At 63.3% G+C, this 15357-nt stretch carries 16 protein-coding genes and 1 pseudogene; 7 read left to right on the top strand and 10 right to left on the bottom strand.

Annotation, left to right across the window (positions count from 1 at the left end; translation table 11 throughout):
• Positions 1-300: 300 nt before the first annotated feature.
• Positions 301-1524, bottom strand: coding sequence for an argininosuccinate synthase (locus tag M727_RS0117045; RefSeq protein ID WP_027153685.1), 1224 nt, complete (start codon positions 1522-1524; stop codon positions 301-303).
• 182 nt (positions 1525-1706) lie between these two features.
• Between M727_RS0117045 and M727_RS0117050 the strand changes: the two genes are divergently transcribed.
• Entirely contained in the window at positions 1707-2348 is a 642-nt protein-coding gene (locus tag M727_RS0117050) for a LysE family translocator (protein WP_027153686.1), read from the top strand.
• Here M727_RS0117050 and M727_RS0117055 read toward each other — a convergent pair.
• From M727_RS0117055 to M727_RS0117075, 5 genes are all read right to left on the bottom strand, one after another.
• Complete coding sequence (locus tag M727_RS0117055; protein ID WP_027153687.1) at positions 2320-2799, bottom strand: hypothetical protein; 480 nt, start codon at positions 2797-2799, stop codon at positions 2320-2322. The genes M727_RS0117050 and M727_RS0117055 overlap by 29 nt on opposite strands.
• Complete coding sequence (gene rlmN, locus M727_RS0117060; RefSeq protein WP_027153688.1) at positions 2796-4031, bottom strand: 23S rRNA (adenine(2503)-C(2))-methyltransferase RlmN; 1236 nt, start codon at positions 4029-4031, stop codon at positions 2796-2798. The genes M727_RS0117055 and rlmN overlap by 4 nt, the downstream gene beginning before the upstream one ends.
• Positions 4032-4210: 179 nt before the next feature.
• Positions 4211-4714, bottom strand: a complete 504-nt coding sequence (locus tag M727_RS0117065; RefSeq protein ID WP_027153689.1) for an invasion associated locus B family protein — start codon at positions 4712-4714, stop codon at positions 4211-4213.
• Positions 4715-4948: 234 nt separating this feature from the next.
• Entirely contained in the window at positions 4949-5311 is a 363-nt protein-coding gene (locus M727_RS0117070; protein WP_023803329.1) for a YkvA family protein, read from the bottom strand.
• A gap of 116 nt (positions 5312-5427) precedes the next feature.
• The gene (locus tag M727_RS0117075; protein ID WP_027153690.1) at positions 5428-5748 is read right to left on the bottom strand and encodes a 4a-hydroxytetrahydrobiopterin dehydratase; all 321 of its coding nucleotides are present in this window, start codon (positions 5746-5748) and stop codon (positions 5428-5430) included.
• A 52-nt stretch (positions 5749-5800) separates the two neighbouring features.
• Between M727_RS0117075 and M727_RS36640 the strand changes: the two genes are divergently transcribed.
• A complete protein-coding gene (locus tag M727_RS36640) occupies positions 5801-6319 on the top strand; it encodes a low molecular weight protein-tyrosine-phosphatase (protein ID WP_036262501.1) in 519 nt (172 codons plus the stop codon).
• On the opposite strand, the gene thpR is transcribed toward M727_RS36640, so the two are convergent.
• Both thpR and M727_RS0117090 read right to left on the bottom strand, forming a co-directional pair.
• Entirely contained in the window at positions 6223-6819 is a 597-nt protein-coding gene (thpR, locus tag M727_RS0117085; protein ID WP_027153691.1) for an RNA 2',3'-cyclic phosphodiesterase, read from the bottom strand. The genes M727_RS36640 and thpR overlap by 97 nt on opposite strands.
• A 139-nt stretch (positions 6820-6958) precedes the next feature.
• Positions 6959-7603 (bottom strand): arylesterase, encoded by a 645-nt coding sequence (locus tag M727_RS0117090; protein ID WP_027153692.1) that lies wholly within the window; start codon positions 7601-7603, stop codon positions 6959-6961.
• 85 nt (positions 7604-7688) lie between these two features.
• Here M727_RS0117090 and M727_RS0117095 point away from each other — a divergent pair, with 85 nt between their 5' ends.
• The 4 genes from M727_RS0117095 to M727_RS0117110 all read left to right on the top strand — a co-directional run bounded on the left by M727_RS0117095 (position 7689) and on the right by M727_RS0117110 (position 12659).
• Complete coding sequence (locus tag M727_RS0117095; protein WP_027153693.1) at positions 7689-8399, top strand: ABC transporter ATP-binding protein; 711 nt, start codon at positions 7689-7691, stop codon at positions 8397-8399.
• A complete protein-coding gene (locus tag M727_RS0117100) occupies positions 8399-10948 on the top strand; it encodes an ABC transporter permease (RefSeq protein ID WP_027153694.1) in 2550 nt (849 codons plus the stop codon). The genes M727_RS0117095 and M727_RS0117100 overlap by 1 nt, the downstream gene beginning before the upstream one ends.
• 241 nt (positions 10949-11189) lie before the next feature.
• Positions 11190-11969, top strand: coding sequence for a Bax inhibitor-1/YccA family protein (locus M727_RS0117105; protein ID WP_027153695.1), 780 nt, complete (start codon positions 11190-11192; stop codon positions 11967-11969).
• Positions 11970-12086: 117 nt separating this feature from the next.
• Entirely contained in the window at positions 12087-12659 is a 573-nt protein-coding gene (locus M727_RS0117110) for a GNAT family N-acetyltransferase (protein ID WP_027153696.1), read from the top strand.
• Here M727_RS0117110 and M727_RS0117115 read toward each other — a convergent pair whose 3' ends face one another.
• The gene (locus M727_RS0117115) at positions 12660-13046 is read right to left on the bottom strand and encodes a DUF2794 domain-containing protein (protein ID WP_023803338.1); all 387 of its coding nucleotides are present in this window, start codon (positions 13044-13046) and stop codon (positions 12660-12662) included.
• Positions 13047-13636: 590 nt separating this feature from the next.
• On the bottom strand, positions 13637-14431 hold the full coding sequence (locus M727_RS0117120; protein ID WP_027153697.1) for a thioredoxin family protein: 795 nt from the start codon (positions 14429-14431) through the stop codon (positions 13637-13639).
• Between the two features lie 179 nt (positions 14432-14610).
• Here M727_RS0117120 and M727_RS36645 point away from each other — a divergent pair.
• Positions 14611-15270: pseudogene (locus M727_RS36645) on the top strand (ceramidase domain-containing protein); the annotation flags it as partial.
• Positions 15271-15357 lie beyond the last annotated feature (87 nt).

Below are 15357 nucleotides of genomic sequence, written 5' to 3' on the forward strand. Positions count from 1 at the left end.
GCGCTCGACCCTTCTGGATTGGTCTTCTCGATCAGTTCGATCTTCCATTGGCGCAGCGGTGGACGCAAGCGCCGTTCTGAGCCGCTGCATTCTTGGGCTGATGTCACGGAATGGATCCCAGGGTCTGCGCCGCGTCGCTTCGCTCCTTGCTTCGTCCTGGGATGACGAAGGCGTAGTAGCTCACGGCTTGTCGCAGACGCTGGTGATTGGCAGCTGGGGGCAGGCGGCCGCCAACGACCGTCCATCGTCCCTTTTGGGGGCTCGGTCTAAGAGCCAAAGCCCTCCGTGCAGAGAAACTGGCTAGCTTTTTCGGCTCCGCGCCGCCAGCGTCCGCAACCTCAGCGCGTTGAGGCGGATAAAACCTTCGGCGTCCTTCTGGTCGTAGGCGCCGCGGTCATCCTCGAAGGTGACCAGCGCGTCGGAATAGAGCGTCTTCTTCGACTTGCGGCCGGTGACGATGACGTTGCCCTTGTAGAGTTTCAGCCGCACCGTGCCTTCGACATCTTCCTGGCTCTTGTCGATCATCGCCTGCAGCATCAGGCGCTCGGGCGCGAACCAGAAGCCGTTGTAGATCAGCTCGGCGTAGCGCGGCATGAACTCGTCCTTGAGGTGGGCGGCGCCACGATCGAGCGTGATCGATTCGATCGCCCGGTGGGCTGATATCAGGATGGTGCCGCCGGGGGTCTCGTAGACGCCGCGCGATTTCATGCCGACGAAACGGTTCTCGACCAGGTCGAGCCGGCCGATGCCGTTGTCGCGGCCGAGATCGTTGAGCGCCGCCAGCATCGTCGCCGGCGACAGTTTTTTGCCGTCGAGCGCGATCGGATCGCCCTTCAGGAATTCGATTTCGATCTCGGTGACCTTGTTCGGCGCGTCCATCGGCGAGATGGTGCGCTGGTGGACGAATTCCGGCGGCTCGCTCCACGGGTCTTCCAGCACTTTGCCTTCGGAGGACGAATGCAGAAGATTGGCGTCGACCGAAAACGGCGCGTCGCCCTTCTTGTCCTTCGGCACCGGGATCTGGTGCTGCTCGGCGAAGTTGATCAGGTCGGTGCGCGACTTGAACGACCAGTCGCGCCATGGCGCGATGACCTTGATGTCGGGATTGAGCGCATAGGCCGAAAGCTCGAAGCGGACCTGATCATTGCCCTTGCCGGTGGCGCCATGCGCAATCGCATCGGCGCCGGTTTCTTTTGCGATCTCGACCAGGTGCTTGGAGATCAGCGGCCGGGCGATCGAGGTGCCGAGCAAATAGGTGCCTTCATAGACGGCATTGGCGCGAAACATCGGGAAGACGAAGTCGGAAACGAACTCCTCGCGCACATCCATGATGCGGATGTCCTTGATGCCCATCATCTCGGCCTTGCGCCGCGCCGGCTCCAGTTCGCCGCCCTGGCCGAGATCGGCGGTGAAGGTGACCACCTCGGCGCCAAGCTCGGTCTGCAGCCATTTCAGGATGATGGAGGTGTCGAGGCCGCCGGAATAGGCGAGCACGACCTTCTTGACGGCTTTTGCTTTCGACATTTGGCTGTTCCGCGACAGGGTTCTTTGCGGGCGAGGTATCACGGCCTTTCCGGGCTGCGCAAGAGACGAACGGTCCCTCGGTCGCTGCTGGCATACTGGATCAGCCCTTGTGCCGGCCAGTCGCTGGTGCGGAGAAGACGCTTGCGCTATAGGCTGCGCTTTCTTTACCCAGGGGCCCGCAGATGTCCTTCATTCCCGACACCACCACGCTGATCCAGTTCGCCATCGCCACCGTGATCCTGGCGATCACGCCGGGCCCCGACATGACGCTGTTCGTGTCGCGCACGCTGAGCCATGGCCGCGCCACCGGCTTTGCCTCGATGGCCGGCGCGCTGTTCGGCACGCTGATCCACACCACGCTTGTGGTGGTCGGCATCTCGGCGTTGATCGTCGCCTCGCCAGCGGCCTTTTTTGTCCTGAAGATTCTCGGCGCTGCCTATCTCGTCTTCCTGGCCTGGCAAGCGATCACCAAGGGATCGGCGTTTTCACCCGAGAAGAAGAGCGGGCCGGAGATTTCACTGTTCCGTGCGTGGGCGGCAGGGCTCGGCGTCAATCTGCTCAACCCGAAGATCATCCTGTTCTTCATGACCTTCCTGCCGCAGTTCGTCTCGGCGCATGATCCGAACGCGCCCGGAAAACTGTTCTTCCTCGGCGCGATGTTCGTCGTTTTGTCGATCCCGGTAACAGCGCCGATGGTCTTTGCGGCAGAAAAGTTCTCGAGCGCGATGAAAGCCAGCCCGCGGGTAACGCGCGTCGTCGACTATCTGTTCGCCGGGGTGTTTTCGGCCTTCGCGCTCAAGATCCTGACCGCCCAGGCGAAATAGACCTTCCGGCTTGGCGCCAGCTTCCGGCCGAGCGCCCGGCGCTCAGCCAGTAGAAAATGCCGCCGATCATGCCGCTGCCGATCACGGCAGCGACGACGAGCGGGTCGGTGATCTCGAAATTGGCGTCGGCGGTCTGGTGGGCGAAGCCGAGGAAGACCGCCGCGACCACCGCGCCCGCCAGCGCATAGAACAGCCAGTCGCGCCGTCCCAGGATTTCCGAGACGAGAATCGCCACCGCTGCCGGCATGAAGGCGAAATAGGCGACGAACAGCGCAACGAAGGGGATTGAAAAATACAGCGAAGCCGTCGCCGTAGGGTCCGCGTGCTCCGGCGTATAGCCCAGCGAGGCCAGGAACATGATGTTGAGGAAGGCGCTGGCCGCCAGCGCAGCGACGGCATAGCCGATCAGGATGATGGCGAAGCGGATGAGGTAGGCGACAAGGCGGTTCACGCCTCGCCGTGCCCCGCGATCATCATCGCTTCCAGGGCGAGCCGATCGACCTTGCGCATGCGCTCGGACTCCGACTTGAGCTGGCCGCAGGCGGCTAGGATATCGCGGCCGCGCGGCGTGCGGATCGGCGAGGCATAGCCGGCATTGTTGATGTAGTCGGCGAATTTCTCGATCGTCTCCCAGTCCGAGCACTGGTAGTTGGTGCCCGGCCACGGGTTGAACGGGATCAGATTGATCTTGGCCGGAATGCCCTTGAGCAGCTTGATCAGCCCCTTGGCGTCCTCGATCGAATCGTTGACGTCCTTCAGCATCACATATTCGAAGGTGATGCGGCGGGCGTTCGACAGGCCGGGATAGGCGCGGCAGGCGGCGATCAGCTCTTTCAAGGGATATTTTTTGTTGATCGGCACCAAAAGGTCGCGCAGATCGTCATTGGTGGCGTGCAGCGAGATCGCCAGCATGACACCGATCTCGTCGCCGGTGCGGAAGATCTCCGGCACGACGCCGGAAGTCGACAGCGTGATGCGTCTCTTCGACAGGGAAAGCCCGTCGCCGTCGGACGCGATCAGCAGCGCCTTCTTCACCGCCTCGAAATTGTAGAGCGGCTCGCCCATGCCCATCATGACGATGTTGGACACTTTCCGGCCCTCGGCCGGAACGACGGCGCCATCGGGCGTGTCGCGGTCGGGGAAATCGCCGAGCCGGTCGCGGGCGGTCAGAAGCTGGGCGAGGATTTCCTCCGCGGTCAGGTTGCGCACCAGCTTCTGCGTGCCGGTGTGGCAAAAGGAGCAGGTCAGCGTGCAACCGACCTGTGAGGAGATGCAGAGCGTGCCGCGGCCTTCTTCGGGAATGTAGACGGTCTCGATCTCGACCGGCCGGCCGGCGCCGCGCGGCGGAAAGCGAAACAGCCATTTGCGCGTGCCGTCGGAGGAAATCTGCTCCTCGACGATCTCGGGCCTGGCGACGGTAAAATGCTTGTCGAGCTCGGCGCGCAGATCCTTGGAGATGTTGAACATACCGGCAAAGTCGGAGACGCCGCGCACATACATCCAGTGCCAGAGCTGCTGGGCGCGCATCCTGGCCTGGCGCTCCGGCACGATGCCTGATGCAACGAGCGCAGCGCCAAGCTCGGCGCGGGTCAGGCCGATCAGCGACGGTTTTTCCGCCGGCGCGGCGCGGGCGCGCAACGCGTCACGGGCGCCTTCAGTGGTAAGGTCGAATGAGAGGGTCATTGTTGCGCCAATATAAGCGATTTACGGCCGATTACAGCATCGTGCCCGAAATGAAGCGCGGCGCATAGCACAGCTTGACGGCGGAGTCATGCAGGGGCGATCTTTACCTTCTTCCCACAAAGGGGGAAGGGAGAGCCGCGCCAGGCCCGGACCGGCCGCTCACTCAAACCCGGCTTTGGCTATTTGCACTTGGCGATGGACGACAGCGCCGCCGAAATGCCTTTCAGCGAAAAGACATAGGTGGTGGTGTTGCCGCGGCCGGACTTCGCCTGCACCTTCATGTCGCTGCCGGTTTTCATCGCGGCGATCAGCACCGGCTCCTCGGCGGCGTTTTCGACCCAGGCCGACTTGCCGCGGGTGAACATCGAAAAGCTCTTGCCGTCGATGGTGACGGTGGCCTTGGAGTTTTCCTGGAAATTGTAGCCGGCGATGAATTGCGGCTCGTAGGACACTTGCTGTCCCGGCCGCTGGCTGACGAAGAAGAACATGTCGCCATGGTCAAGCGTCGGCGGCTGCTTCTCGGTCGGCACGGTCAACACATAGCAAACCTTGCCGCCCGACGCCTGGTAACTGTAGGTGCCCCAGGCATTGTGCTGGCCGATCTTGGTCGCCGACTGCGCCAGAGCCGGCGCTGTCATGGCCACCAGTGCCAGGCTCGAAATTGTAGCAATCAATCCGCGCATCGCTTTTCCCATATATGGTGCGGAGGCAGGCCGGCTCGGCGTCCTGCCCGTCGCTTCATTTTGATTTAATCTGGGTTACCAAACGGTGAAGTTCCCTCAGGAAAAGGACATCCACCCCAGGAAACCGCCGCCATCCTTGCGCCCGTCGCTCGAAAGCGGCAGTTGCAACGTCCCTTTCGCGACTTGGATGCCACGAAAGCGGCAAGAGTTTGACTTTTCTGCCTTATCGCCGGCTCAGCCGTTGTCGGCAATCGCCTGTTTGGCGGCGAGCCGATGCGCTGATGTGATGTGGGCTTTGACGGTGGTGATCGCGGCGGTCAGCACGGCGATGTCGTCGGTAAAGCCCAGTCCGAGGACGAAGTCGGGGATGACGTCAGCCGGCAGCACGAAATAGCCGAGCGCCGCCACCAGGATGCCCTTGGCGCGCAGCGGCGTGTTCTTGTCCATGGCGCAGTAATAGGCGGCGACCAGTTCCTCCATGAACGGGATCTGCCGGGCAGCCCGCTTGGCCGTGCGCCAGAATTTCTCGCGCACTTCGCTCTCGTCGCCCGGCTTGCCGCCAAAGCCGAAGAAATCAAAACCTGATTTTTGCGCCATCAGTCTCTCCTAACGAGGCTGCGCATGGCGTTCCACGCGCGCCTGCCAGCGGAAAATGTGGTGAAAGCTCCAGCCCACTACAAGAGCTCGGCCGCTCCCCGGCCTGAAAATCGGGGCTACGGCGTCGACAGATCTCCAACGACCTGACCGAAATAGCGGTCCATCGTCCTGGCCAGTTCGAAGTCGAGCGCGGTCAGGCCGCCGGCATCATGGGTGTTCAGCGTCACGTTCACCGTGTTGTAGACGTTCGACCAGTCGGGGTGATGGTCGATCTTCTCCGCCGCCAGGGCGACGCGGGTCATGAAGGCGAAGGCTTCGGAAAAATCGCTGAAGGTGAAGCTGCGCGCGATCGAGCCGCCATCCTCGGCCAGCGACCAGCCGTCGAGCCCGGCCAGCGCCTCGGCGACCGCCTCCCTGCCCAGTTTCTCTCTCGCCATGGTCGCTTCCCGTGCTATCTGGATTTGCAGTCTTCAGCATAGTGCCGGATCGATGAGCGCCAAGCCGATAAAATCCATTCTCTTTGTCTGTCTCGGCAATATCTGCCGCTCGCCACTGGCGGAGGGCGTGTTGCGCGCCGTCCTGGCAGAGCGCGGCCTCGATCGGGATATCCTGCTCGATTCGGCCGGGACCAGCGACTGGGAAGCCGGTTCGGCACCCGACCCGCGCTCGATCTCGATCGCCAAGCGGCACGGCGTCGATATTTCCGGACAGACGGCGCGCAAGCTGGCGCCGGACGATTTTTCGCGTTTCGACCTCATTCTCGCCATGGACCGATCGAATCTCCGGGATCTTAAAGCGCTGGTGCCTGCCGCCATGCGCGACCGTGTCCATCTATTCCTCCAGTTCGCCGAGGGAAAGGTGGGCGACGTGCCGGACCCCTATCATCAGGGGCCGGAGGCGTTTGCCTCGGTCTACCGCATGATCCGCGAAGCGTCGGAGGCGCTGGCGACGCGGCTCGAGGCACGGCTGTCGGCGCCCGACAGCGGCCAGGCCTCCTCGACGATGTAGGGTCCGCCGCCGACCGAATCGCGCGACGACATCAGGACGAAGCGGCCGACACGGAAGGGCAGCGTCGAAAAATTGCCGCGCGCCGAGAGATACTGGGCGACGTCGAGCGGGCTCGAATTGCGCAACCTGGCCAGCGTCACATGCGGCATGAATTTGCGCGGGTCGGCGGGGATGCCGAGGCGCTGGCAGATGCGCTCGATCTCGGCTTGCAGCGCCGCAAGATCGGGCGAGAAGGAGACGCCGGCCCACACCGCGTGCGGTTTTTTCTGGCCGAAGGCGCCGACGCCGGACAGTGTCAGCGCGAAGGATGGGCGGTGGACACGGTCGAGCGCGTTGGCGATCTCGTCGGCGACATGGCCCTCGACATCGCCAATGAAGCGCAGCGTCATATGGTAGTTCTCGACGTCGATCCAACGGGCCCCGGGCAGGCCGCCCCGGAGCAGGGACAGCGAAAGGGCGGCATCACGCGGTATTTCGAGGGCGGTGAAAAGACGCGGCATGGCAAGCCTCCTGTCCTCGAATCGAACTCTGCCCCTAGCGAATCATCGAAAATCGAGCGGGGCAAGCGGTTTGTTGGTTGCACCTGGCCTAAAATCAAATCGTGCGGGGAATGCGTGGCATCATCGAAATCCGGTCCCTTCAAGAGTTGCCCTTAACCACGGCAATGGCTTTCTCGACATCCGGCAGTATGCGCTCGACCATGCGGTCGACGCCCTTGGCATTCGGGTGCAGGCCGTCCTCGAGTTGCATAGCTGGTTCGCCGGCGACGCCGTCGAGAAAGAATGGATAGAGCGGGACGCCGTGTTTTTCCGCCAGTTTCGGGAAGATCGCGTCAAAGCCGTTCTGGTAGTCGGCGCCGAGATTGGGGGCGGCGCGCATGCCGGCCAGCAGCACGGCGATGTTGCGCTGCTTCAGCTTCGCCAGCATGGCGTCGAGATTTTTTTGGGTGATATTGGGAGAAACGCCGCGCAGCATGTCGTTGGCACCGAGTTCGAGAATGACAAGCTGCGTGCCGTCCGGCACCGACCAGTCGAGCCGCGACAGGCCGCCACTCGACGTATCGCCGGATACGCCGGCATTGGCGACGGTCACATCGTGGCCCTTGGCGCGGAGTGCTGTCTCAAGTTTCCGGGTGAAGCCTTCGTCCGGTCCGAGGCCAAAGCCTGCCATCAGGCTGTCGCCGAAGCCGACGATCTTGAACGGCTCGGCGCGCGCCGAAGAAATGGCGCCGCAAATTCCGAGGAAAAGGACGAAGGCTGCGGCAAGTCGGTGTTTGAAAGCCATGCGGCAGGGGCCCATATGACCGAGAACATTATACTGGCGGTAGGCGGAATTCTGCCCTCCCTTTCCCATATAGGACGATTTTATTTTGACAGAAGCCGTCATCGCGCTGAAAAACGTATCGCTGACGCTCGGCGAAGGAGCGTCTTCCGTCCATGTCCTGAAAGGCGTCAGCCTAGACGTGGCAAGTGGCGAGGCGACCGGCATTGTCGGGCCGTCGGGCTCGGGAAAGTCGACGCTGCTGATGGTTTTGGCCGGTTTGGAAAGTGTCGATTCGGGTACGGTACGAATCGCCGGCGAATTGCTGAACGGCAAGAGCGAGGATCAGATCGCATCGTTTCGTGGGCGAAACATCGGCGTCGTTTTCCAGTCCTTCCACCTCATTCCCAATATGACAGCGCTCGAAAATGTCGCAGTGCCGCTGGAACTGGCCGGCCATGCCGATCCGTTCGGGGTGGCGGCGCGGGAGCTCGAGGCGGTGGGCTTGAGCGATCGCGTCGCTCACTATCCCGGCGAATTGTCCGGCGGCGAACAGCAGCGTGTGGCGATCGCCCGGGCACTGGCGCCTTCGCCGCGCATCCTGATCGCCGACGAGCCGACCGGTAATCTGGACCAGGCGACGGGACGGCAGGTCGCCGATCTGCTGTTCGCCAAAGCGGCCGAGCGCGGCATGACGCTGGTGCTGGTCACCCACGATCCGGCGCTCGCCGCACGCTGCTCCCGGCAGGTGTCGATGCGGTCGGGCCGGATCGAGGATGCGCAAGAACCGGTTCCAAAGCCTGGCAAGGTGCCGGCCTGATGCCGCTGTCGCGCACGCTGAAGCTCGCCTTCCGCTTCTCGCTGCGCGAGATGCGCGGCGGGCTGTCCGGCTTCCTGATCTTCCTTGCCTGCATTGCGCTTGGCGTCGCGGCGATCGGCGGTGTCAATTCGGTGGCCCGGGCGATTACCGCCGGTGTCGCCAACGAAGGCCAGTCGCTGCTCGGCGGCGATCTTCGTTTTCAGCTCAATCAGCGCGCCGCGACGCAAGCCGAGCAGGTCTTCCTTGACGGGCTGGGCACGGTCTCGCACAGCGCCAACATGCGCTCGATGGCGCGGCTCGAGGACGGCTCCGACCAGGCTCTGGTCGAAGCCAAGGCGGTCGACGGCGCTTATCCGCTCTATGGCGCGCTGCAGACCGAGCCGGTGCTGTCGAAGCAGGAATTGTTCGGCGAGCAATCCGGTGTTTTCGGCGCCGCGGCACCCGACCTTTTGTTCGAGCGGCTGAACCTTCGGATCGGCGACCGGCTGAAGCTGGGCAGCGCCACCGTCGAACTGCGTGCCCGGCTCGTCAACGAGCCGGACGCGGTATCCGACGGCTTCGGCTTTGCGCCGCGGCTGATGATCTCGACGGACGGGCTTGCCGCTTCCGGTTTGATCCAGCCCGGCAGCCTGGTCGAGAACGCCTACAAGGTCCGCCTGCCCGGCGGCACCGGCGAGACGCGCATAAAAGCCATTCAGGATCAGGCGGCGGAGGAGTTTCCCGAGTCCGGCTGGTCGATCCGCACGCGCAGCAATGCAGCACCGGCGTTGTCCGCCAATATCGAACGGTTTTCGCAGTTCCTGACGCTGGTCGGGCTGACGGCGCTGGTGGTCGGCGGCGTCGGCGTGGCCAATGCGGTGCGCGCCTATCTCGACGGCAAGCGCGGCGTCATTGCCACCTTCAAGAGCCTGGGAGCTTCGGGCGGTTTCGTCTTTGCCGTCTACCTGGTGCAGATCCTGATGATCGCCGTGCTTGGCATCACGCTCGGCGTCGTGCTTGGCGCGCTGATCCCGTTCGCGGCGAGCGCGGCGCTCCAGTCGATCATTCCGGTGCCGGCGGAAGGCGGATTCTATCCCGGCGCGCTCGGCATGGCGGCGCTGTTCGGGCTGCTGGTGACGCTGGCTTTCGCCTTGCTGCCGCTCGGCCGGGCGCGCGACGTGCCGGCGACGGCGCTGTTTCGTGAAATGGGTTTTGAGGGCCGCGGTTTTCCGCGCCCGCTCTACACGGCGGCGGCGCTCGGCATCGCGCTGCTGCTGGCGGCGCTGGCCATTCTGTTTTCCGGCGACCGCTACATCGCCTCGATCTTCGTCGGCGCCACCGTTTTTGCTTTCTTGGTGCTGCGCCTTGTCGGCGCGCTGGTGCAGTGGGCCGCCAAAAGGAGCCCGCGCGTTGGCTCGACGGTGCTCAGGCTCGCCATCGGCAACATCCATCGGCCGGGCGCCTTGACGCCGTCGATGGTGCTGTCGCTGGGACTGGGGCTGACGCTTCTGGTGACGCTGGCGCTGATCGACGGCAATCTCAGGCGGCAGATTTCCGGCAGCCTGCCGGAGCGGGCGCCGAACTTCTTCTTCGTCGATATCCAGAGCAGCGATGTCGATGCGTTCTCGGAACTGGTCGGCAGGGAGGCGCCGCAAGGCACGCTGGTCAAGGTGCCGATGCTGCGCGGCCGGGTGATGGCGCTGAACGGCGTCGACGTCGACAAGGTCAAGGTCCCGGCGGAAGGGGCCTGGGTGCTGCGCGGCGATCGCGGGCTGACCTACGAGGCCAGAATTCCTGCGAATGCGACGCTGACCGAAGGCACATGGTGGCCGGACAATTATGCCGGCGAGCCGCTGGTGTCGTTTTCGGCCGAGGAAGGCAAAGAGATCGGACTGAAACTCGGCGATACCGTCACCGTCAACGTGCTCGGCCGCAACGTGACGGCGAAGATCGCCAATTTCCGCCAGGTCGAGTGGGAGACGATGGGCATCAATTTCGTCATGGTGTTCTCGCCCAGCACATTTGCCGGCGCGCCGCACAGCTGGCTGGCGACGCTGACCGAAAAGGGCGCGTCGCCGGCCGACGATGCCCGTCTTCTCAACGCCGTCACGCGTGCCTTTCCCGCGGTGACGACAGTCAGGGTCAAGGACGCGCTCGACATCGTCAACCGGCTGGTGGCGCAACTCGGCACCGCGATCAGGGCCGCGGCCGGCGTGGCGCTGATCGCCTCGGTGCTGGTGCTGGCCGGCGCGTTGGCGGCCGGCAACCGCGCCCGCATCCACGATGCGGTGGTGCTGAAAACGCTTGGCGCGACCAGGAAGACGCTGATCGCGGCCTTTTCGCTGGAATACATGCTGATCGGCCTCGCCACTGCGATCTTCGCGCTGGCGGCAGGCGGCATTGCGGCGTGGTTCGTTGTCGCGCGCGTCATGACACTGCCGTCGCATTTCATGCCCGACGTGGCGGTGGCAACCATCGTCTTTGCCTTGCTGGTCACGGTCGGCATCGGCCTCGCCGGCACCTGGCGGGTGCTGGGCCACAAGGCGGCGCCGGTGCTGCGCAATCTCTGATCTGCAAGGATCGGCAAGCTCAACGCGACCGGGATTTGGTTAAATCTTGTTAATGTTGGGCTTCGGACGGCCGATAAATCCGGATTTTTGCTACTTCACGAAGCATTACGCCCGGTTACGGTCTTGTTCTTGACGCCAATAACCATCATATTTCGCGGCAGGCATGCTGGAGCCCCGCCAGCGGCGCCTCGGTCCAAATCGACCGGACACCGGACGGGGCAGAAGCAATATGAGGATTTCCATGGCTGAACCCGTTCGCAATTATCAGACGCCTGCCGTGCCCGGCGTCGGCGTCGATGCTGCTATCGACCAGGGCCTGCGCGCTTATATGATCAAGGTCTACAATCTGATGGGGCTTGGCCTCCTCATCACCGGCCTCGCCGCGGTCGGAACGATCATGCTGGCCACCACCACCGATCCGGCTTCGGCGGTCGCTACGCTGCCGAACGGCGACATGCTGACATCCTTCGGCTACGCGATCTTCGGCTCGCCGCTGAAATGGCTGGTGATCTTTGCCCCCCTGGCAGCGGTGCTGTTCCTGTCGTTTCGCGTCCAGTCGATGAGCGTTTCGGCCGCGCAGACGACGTTCTGGGTCTATGCCGGCCTCGTCGGCCTGTCGCTGTCGTCGATCTTCCTGGTCTACACCACCGCCAGCATCTCGCAGACCTTCTTCGCCACCGCCGCCGCCTTTGGCGGATTGTCGCTCTACGGCTACACGGCCAAGCGCGATCTTTCCGGGCTCGGTTCGTTCCTGATCATGGGCGTGGTCGGTCTGATCATCGCAAGTGTGATCAACATCTTCCTGCAGTCGTCGGCGCTTTCCTTCGCCGTTTCGGCGATCGGCGTGCTGGTCTTCGCAGGGCTGACCGCCTACGACACGCAGAACATCAAGGAGATGTATTTCGAGGGCGACGAGACTGATGTCGCCGGCCGCAAGGCGATCATGGGCGCTCTGAGGCTCTATCTCGACTTCATCAACCTGTTCATGTTCCTGCTGCAGTTCATGGGCGATCGCCGTTAACAACGGCCCCTTGAGTCTGTGGACCAGCGAATTTGGAAAGGGCGGCCCAACGGCCGCCCTTTCTTTCTGTGCCGGCCTTTGCTGTGATAGAAGGCAGATGAACGGCTTGCATAAATTATGAGCAGCATCACGATACGCGGCGCGACACCGGCCGATCTCGACTGGATCACCGACATCTATGCCGATGCGGTGACCCACGGCACGGCGAGCTACGAACTGGAGCCGCCTGATCGTGCCGAGATGGGCGAGCGCTTCGACAGTTTGATAGCGGGCGGCTTTCCCTATCTGGTGGCGGAAAAAGACGGCATCGTGCTCGGCTATGCCTATGCCGGCCCCTTCCGGGCGCGGCCTGCGTACCGGTTCATCGTCGAAGATTCTGTCTATGTCGCGCCCGAGGCCAAGGGCCATGGCATCGGGCTGAAGCTGATGCAAGGGCTGATCGCGGCGGCCGAGGCGGCGGGCTTCCGCCAGATCATCGCAGTGATCGGCGACGGTCGGCCGGACAGTGCCTCGGTCCGGCTGCATGAAAAGCTCGGCTTTCGCCATTCGGGCCGTCTGGAAGGCTCCGGCTACAAGCACGGACGCTGGCTCGACACGGTGTTCATGCAACTGCCGATCAATGGCGGGTCTCAGGTTCCGCCCGATCCCAACTCACTGCCGGAGCAGAGATTCCGGAAGCAAAACCAGTAGTCAGGCCTCGACCAGTTTCAGCGTGCGGTCGAACACGCCAAGCACGCGACCAAGTTCCTGGCCGCGCTTGAGGATGCGGCCGCCGGCGGCAATGACGGCGAAAGCGCCTTGCCGGCGCGCCAGCTTCGGATCCTTGACGATCTGGAACAGCGGCACCTCGCTGGTGCGACGGAAGACGGAAAAGACGGCGCGGTCGGCAAGATGGTCGATGGCGTAGTCGCGCCATTCATTGGCGGCGACCATGCGCCCGTAAAGCCTCAGGATCTGGTCCAATTCACGCCGGTCGAACCGCACCGGCTGGTCGAGGCGTTCACGTCTTGCCTCATGCAGCGGGATCAGTATTGCGGATGCGTCCCCATCCTCCGTCCCACTGCCGTGATCAGTCATGCCTCGATCCCTTCGAATGAATCTTACACTAATCAAAGTTGGCGCTTTCGCCATGGAATTGCAAGCCCGGCTGGGCAAAGGCAGGCGGCGCAACGTTTCCGCGGTGTCCAGTCACGTTTATAAAAACGCCCGTTGAAATTGGTGATGCTTCGCCACAATCCTGCCTTATTTTTACCGCGCTATTGCCCCAATCTCCGACGAATTTACGGGTGTTGCCTGAGACGGTTCGGTCCGGCACTGGCTCGTAAACCCCAAGCCCCCCGCCCACGGGTCTGCGTCGGATCGAACCAACCTCGGTTTCTCTCTTGGAGAAATCGAGTGCGACGATCCCAAAACCTAAATGACCGGCGTCAGAAGCAAGCTGACGTCGGTTTTTTATTTTATTGGCCGAGTGAATGCGCGGCCTTCCCTTCTCCCCTTGTGGGAGAAGGTGTCGCCGAAGGCGACGGATGAGGGGTGTTGCAGCTTGGCAATTTGCTTGAAATCGCCGCTGCCTCATTCCTTCGACGCTGCGCGCCGATCCACCACCCGGGGCGAGTCGTGGGCCTCGCCCGCCCTTCGGGCCTCACAAGGGGAGAAGGAGAGGGCGTTCAGGGCTTGTGGATCAGGGCGGCGCCCAGGATGGCGCCCGGCATGCCGTCCTTGCCCACCGATTGCAGCAGCACGGCGCAGCCGCCTTTCTTGGCAATCACGCTCATCGGCAATTCGTAGCGCTGCGCCTTGCCGTGCCACATGCCGGCGGTCTGGATGCCGGAGACGGCGTTCCAATAGGTCATGCTGCGGCCGATGTTCTCGCCCTTGCCGATCTTGATCGTCTGCGGCGGGTCGAAATAGACGATGACGACATGGGCATCGCTGGGGCCGCTCCCGGCATCGCCGGCGTCGATGATGACGCGGTCGCTGGTCCGGCTGACGTCGATGGGGACCTGCATGCCTTCGCCGGACGTTTCCATCCGGGCGAGCGCGCCGTCGACTTCCTCGCGGCGGGCGCCGTTGACATGGCTGCGGCCATTGATGACGGCCTGCGGCGTATAGACCGAGCGGCTGCCGAAGGCACGCATATATTCATACTGCCGCTCGGTGTTCTCCTTGCGGCTCAGCGTGTCCTTCCAACCGAGATAATCCCAGTAGTCGACGTGATAGGCGAGCGCGACGATGTTCTCCTTGGCGGCAAGCTCGGCGAAAAACGCATCGGCCGGCAGGCAGGAACTGCAGCCCTGGCTGGTGAAGAGCTCGACCACGCCCAAGGGCTGGCCGACCAGGGATTTATCTGTCTGGGAGCGATCGGCCTCGCCAGCAAGCGCATTGGCGGCAAGTCCAGCTCCGGCAAGCACCGAGAGGGCCAGCGCAAACGCCGCAAGCCGCAATGGTCTTCGAGGTGTCATAGCCGTTTCGACTCCCGCCGGTGATGGCCGGCTTTGTTCTGGTTGGCGAAATATGTGGCAGAAGCGGCAGTCAACGGGAAGTCACGTTGCGGTGAAAATTTTACCGCTGCAGCCAACTGCAAGGGCGCTCCAGGACGGGCTACACTTCAGGGTAGATACCGATTCGGGCAACAATCAGCATGTGGCAAACTCTCCTGACTCCGGTCGACCTGTACTGCGAGCGGGTCGGGCCACAGTTCTGGGCCGAACCGATCAACGCACTGACCAATCTGGCTTTTCTTGTCGCCGGGCTGTGGGGTGTCCGGGAGGTGCGCCGGTGTGGCACAGGCATCTTCGCCGAAATGCTGGCCTGGTGGGTGGTGGCGATCGGCATCGGCTCGGCGCTGTTCCACACCTTTGCCAACCATGCCACGGTCTGGGCCGACGTGCTGCCGATCGCCGGGTTCACGCTGGCCTACACGCTGTTCAACCTGCGCCGTTTCCTCGGCATGAAATGGGGCAAGGCGATCGCCATCTTCTTCGCCTTCTATGCCGTCACCGGGTTGTTGACCTGGGCCGTGCCGGACTGGCTGCGCCAGGCATCGAACGGCACGACCGGCTACCTGCCGCCCTTCCTGGCGCTCGCCTTCTTCGGCGCCTGGGCGGCGGCGAGCGGCAACCGCGCCGGCTGGTACAATCTGGCGGGCTCGGCGATCTTCGTCGTGTCGGTCATCTTCAGGACGATCGATCCGCTGGTCTGCGGCAGCTTCCCGCTCGGCACGCATTTCCTGTGGCACATCCTCAACGGGCTGATGCTCGGCGTGCTGCTGGCGGCGGCAGCGCGGTTCGGAGGGCCGAAATTAGGGCAGTATGGCAGTAGGGCAGTAGGAGTAGGGAATAGGACGAGGCAGCGGAGGCGACTTTTCCCCTACTGCCTTACTGCCCTA

Origin of the sequence: Mesorhizobium sp. WSM2561, from assembly GCF_000513915.1 — a bacterium.
GTDB lineage: Bacteria > Pseudomonadota > Alphaproteobacteria > Rhizobiales > Rhizobiaceae > Mesorhizobium > Mesorhizobium muleiense.

Coding starts and splice junctions, on each gene's coding strand:
- M727_RS0117045 (WP_027153685.1), bottom strand. CDS start 1,524: ATGTCGAAAGCAAAAGCCGTCAAGAAGGTCGTGCTCGCCTATTCCGGC.
- M727_RS0117050 (WP_027153686.1), top strand. CDS start 1,707: ATGTCCTTCATTCCCGACACCACCACGCTGATCCAGTTCGCCATCGCC.
- rlmN (WP_027153688.1), bottom strand. CDS start 4,031: ATGACCCTCTCATTCGACCTTACCACTGAAGGCGCCCGTGACGCGTTG.
- M727_RS0117065 (WP_027153689.1), bottom strand. CDS start 4,714: ATGCGCGGATTGATTGCTACAATTTCGAGCCTGGCACTGGTGGCCATG.
- M727_RS0117070 (WP_023803329.1), bottom strand. CDS start 5,311: ATGGCGCAAAAATCAGGTTTTGATTTCTTCGGCTTTGGCGGCAAGCCG.
- M727_RS0117075 (WP_027153690.1), bottom strand. CDS start 5,748: ATGGCGAGAGAGAAACTGGGCAGGGAGGCGGTCGCCGAGGCGCTGGCC.
- M727_RS36640 (WP_036262501.1), top strand. CDS start 5,801: ATGAGCGCCAAGCCGATAAAATCCATTCTCTTTGTCTGTCTCGGCAAT.
- thpR (WP_027153691.1), bottom strand. CDS start 6,819: ATGCCGCGTCTTTTCACCGCCCTCGAAATACCGCGTGATGCCGCCCTT.
- M727_RS0117090 (WP_027153692.1), bottom strand. CDS start 7,603: ATGGCTTTCAAACACCGACTTGCCGCAGCCTTCGTCCTTTTCCTCGGA.
- M727_RS0117100 (WP_027153694.1), top strand. CDS start 8,399: ATGCCGCTGTCGCGCACGCTGAAGCTCGCCTTCCGCTTCTCGCTGCGC.
- M727_RS0117105 (WP_027153695.1), top strand. CDS start 11,190: ATGGCTGAACCCGTTCGCAATTATCAGACGCCTGCCGTGCCCGGCGTC.
- M727_RS0117110 (WP_027153696.1), top strand. CDS start 12,087: ATGAGCAGCATCACGATACGCGGCGCGACACCGGCCGATCTCGACTGG.
- M727_RS0117115 (WP_023803338.1), bottom strand. CDS start 13,046: ATGACTGATCACGGCAGTGGGACGGAGGATGGGGACGCATCCGCAATA.
- M727_RS0117120 (WP_027153697.1), bottom strand. CDS start 14,431: ATGACACCTCGAAGACCATTGCGGCTTGCGGCGTTTGCGCTGGCCCTC.